General features: G+C 64.4%; 2 protein-coding genes and 2 pseudogenes. 1 reads left to right on the forward strand and 3 read right to left on the reverse strand.

The genetic code is table 11. The features are described from left to right. From JCM25143_RS22165 to purM, 3 genes and pseudogenes are all read right to left on the reverse strand, one after another. Positions 1 to 143 (reverse strand): annotated as a pseudogene (locus tag JCM25143_RS22165) (rRNA cytosine-C5-methylase); the annotation flags it as partial. A 107-nt stretch (positions 144 to 250) separates the two neighbouring features. Further along, positions 251 to 874 carry a phosphoribosylglycinamide formyltransferase gene (gene purN / locus JCM25143_RS14735; protein ID WP_025861781.1) on the reverse strand — a complete coding sequence of 208 codons (624 nt, stop codon included), beginning with the start codon at positions 872 to 874 and terminating at the stop codon, positions 251 to 253. Then, positions 871 to 1,952, reverse strand: a pseudogene (gene purM, locus JCM25143_RS20235) (phosphoribosylformylglycinamidine cyclo-ligase). Before purM ends, purN begins: the two are co-directional and overlap by 4 nt. A gap of 109 nt (positions 1,953 to 2,061) precedes the next feature. Here purM and JCM25143_RS14745 point away from each other — a divergent pair. Then, complete coding sequence (locus JCM25143_RS14745) at positions 2,062 to 2,838, forward strand: P-loop NTPase family protein (protein ID WP_025861783.1); 777 nt, start codon at positions 2,062 to 2,064, stop codon at positions 2,836 to 2,838. Positions 2,839 to 3,123: the final 285 nt, after the last annotated feature.

The raw sequence follows: 3,123 nt of genomic DNA on the forward strand, positions 1-3,123 counted from the left end.
AGACTGGTTTCCAGCATGCGGCGATGTTCCACCACGCCACACAGGATATCGAAGGCGATATCGCGCGTGGGGTCCGCTGCCGGGGCAGGCATGGGGCGTTTGCTGCGTGGGCGGGCGCGGGCAGGGCGAGGGGAGGATGTCATGAAAATTCAAACCGTGGCTGTAAGCGGGGCGCGCCCGAACACAAGCGCGCGGTAGAACGGAGGGCGGAGCATGGCAGGCCCACCGGTTGGGGTGGGGCTGGTGGTGGTCAGCCCACGACAAGGGCGTGCGCGCCGTTGGGTGCGGGTCTGGCACCCGTCAGGAAATGACGCAGCACACGCGGGTAAAGGGCGTGTTCCTGCTCCAGTACGCGCGCGGCCAGTGTGTCGGCGGTGTCATCATCCAGCACGGGTACGGCGGCCTGACCCAGCACGGGGCCTTCGTCCATGCCTTCGGTTACGATATGAACCGTGCAACCATGGATGCGCATACCGGCCTCCAGAGCGCGTTCATGGGTATGCAGCCCTGCAAAGGACGGCAGCAGGCTGGGGTGGATATTGAGCATGCGCCCCGCCCAGCAGGTGGTCAGGTAGGGGGTGAGCAGGCGCATGTAGCCCGCCAGGCACACGGTCTCGGCCCCAGCTTCAAGCAGGGCGGCGTGCACGGCACGTTCATGGGCCTCGCGGTCACGCCCGAAGGGGCGATGATCGACTGCTTTGGTCGGCAGGCCCGCCTCCCGCGCCATGTCCAGCCCCGGTGCATCGGGGTTGTTGCTCAGCACAAGGCAGATACGGGCGGGAAAATCCGGGTTCTGGGCCGCGCGGATCAGCGCCGTGGCATTGCTGCCCCGGCCGCTGAGCAGAATGGCGACAGAGGATTTGGGCGTGGTCATGCCGCGCGGAAATCCGGGCTGGCCTGCATGATCAGGTCCGGCTTGGCCGAAGCTTCGGCTGCCTGTGCCACATGGCCGATCACGCTGGGGGTTTCACCCATTTCACGCAGGATTTCGAGCACCTTGTCCGGCTCGGGGGTGATCAGCACCATGCCCACGCCACAGTTGAACACGCGCAGCATTTCATCGGACTGTACATTGCCGGTGCGGGCCAGCCAGCGGAACACGGGCGGAATCGGCCACTCCTGATCAATCACCGCGTTCAGCCCGTCAGGCAGGACGCGGGGCAGGTTGCCGGGTAGACCACCGCCGGTAATATGCGCCGCTCCATGCAGCAGGCCCGCGCGGTGGAGTGCCAGAACCTGTTTGACATACAGGCGCGTGGTTCAAGGAACGCCTCGCCCAGTGTCTGGCCGGGTGCAAAGGCGGCAGGGTCGGTCCATGCCAGATGTGCGTCTGTCACGATCCGGCGCACCAGCGAGAAACCGTTGGAATGCACACCGGAGGAGGAAAGGGCGATCAGCGTATCGCCCGCGGCAATACCTGCGGGCAGCAGGGCGCTGCGTTCGGCCGCACCAACGGAAAAACCGGCCAGATCATAATGTCCATCGGCGTACATGCCCGGCATTTCGGCGGTTTCGCCCCCGACCAGTGCACAGCCCGAAAGTGCGCAGCCCTGCGCAATGCCCTTGACCACCTTGGCAGCACTGGTGACGGACAGCCGCCCTGTGGCGAAGTAATCAAGGAAGAAGAGCGGCTCGGCCCCCTGAACGATCAGGTCGTTCACGCACATGGCAACAAGGTCGATCCCGACGGTTTCATGCAGGTCGTTGTCGATGGCCACGGTCAGCTTGGTGCCAACACCATCTGTGCACGAAACCAGCACCGGGTCCTGAAAGCCTGCGGCCTTGAGGTCGAACAGAGCACCAAAACCGCCCAGTCCGCCCATGGTGCCGGGTCGGTCTGTGGCCTTGGCTGCCGGGCGGATGGCGTCAACAAGCGCTTCGCCTGCTTCGATGTCCACGCCGGAATCACGGTAGGTAAGTCCGGAGGAAGGGGGGCGAGGAGAAGACGTCATGACGGATACGCTCTTGGTCTGAATGAATATGGGGTCGATGTTGGAACCGTGGTGAGTTAGGATTCCCGCGAACAGTCTTTACGGCAGGAGAAGCGGCGCGCAAAGCGGCATGACACGGATTGATGAAACAAACAGGGCCTTTTCCGCCCCGAATGATGCGGAATTGGGTGTGGCGGACACGTCTGGCGGGCAGATTGCCCTGCCTTTTGCCCATCGCCCCCGATTCGGACGAACTGATTTCGTGGCTGCTCCCTCCAACGCCGCCGCAAGGGCATGGGTGCTGGATACGGAGGCCGTTACCCGTTGGCCGGAGGGCCGCATGGCCCTGTGGGGGGCTGGCGGCACGGGCAAGACGCACCTGCTGTCTGTCTGGGCCGGGCGTTATGGCGCGCCGGTGATCGATGGAGCACGGCTGAACGAAAGTGCCGTGGTCGATCTGTTTCATGATGGTGGGTTCCGCGCTGTGGCGCTGGATAATGCCGATGCCACCACCCGTGAGCAGGACCTGCTGCACCTTGTCAATCTGGCGCGTGAGCGGCGCATGTCGCTGCTGATGGTTGCCCGTCAGCCGCCCTCGCGCTGGCCTGTGGCATTGCCTGACCTGCTCAGCCGCCTGCGCGCTACGGCCTCCGTGCCCATGGGCGAGGCGGAGGAAGACCTGCTGCACCGCCTGCTTCTGCGGCTTGTGGCCGAGCGCCAGCTTGTCATGGGCCCACAGGTGACAGACTGGCTGCTGCGCCGCCTGCCCAGACGAGCCAGTGCCGTGCGGGATTATGTGGCGCTGCTTGATCAGGCTGTCATGGTGTCGGGCGGGCGGATTACCCGCACGCTGGCCGCGGCCGCTCTGGAAAAGCTGCTGAACGGGGAGGATGAGGGCGGCGAGTAAGCCGTAAGTCTGACGCGCATCAGTTGATTGCAGTTTCATGACATTACAGCTTTATGCCGATCTGGTGAACTTCCCCGCTTCGCCGCGATTGCGTTATGCTCGACGGTGAGAGTGAGCATGCAGGCAGGTTTCCGTAGGCGTTGAGCGCCCACGGAACGTGCTCATGCGACAGGAGGAAGGGAGAAGAGCTTAAATGACGACGCAGGACGAAAAGCCGCAACGGAGCGTCAAGGCCGCGCCTTCCACCACAACGCCCCGGAGCCGTGGAGCGGCCCGGAGCACGGC

It is taken from the genome of Acetobacter papayae JCM 25143 (assembly GCF_000613285.1).
Classification (GTDB): domain Bacteria; phylum Pseudomonadota; class Alphaproteobacteria; order Acetobacterales; family Acetobacteraceae; genus Acetobacter; species Acetobacter papayae.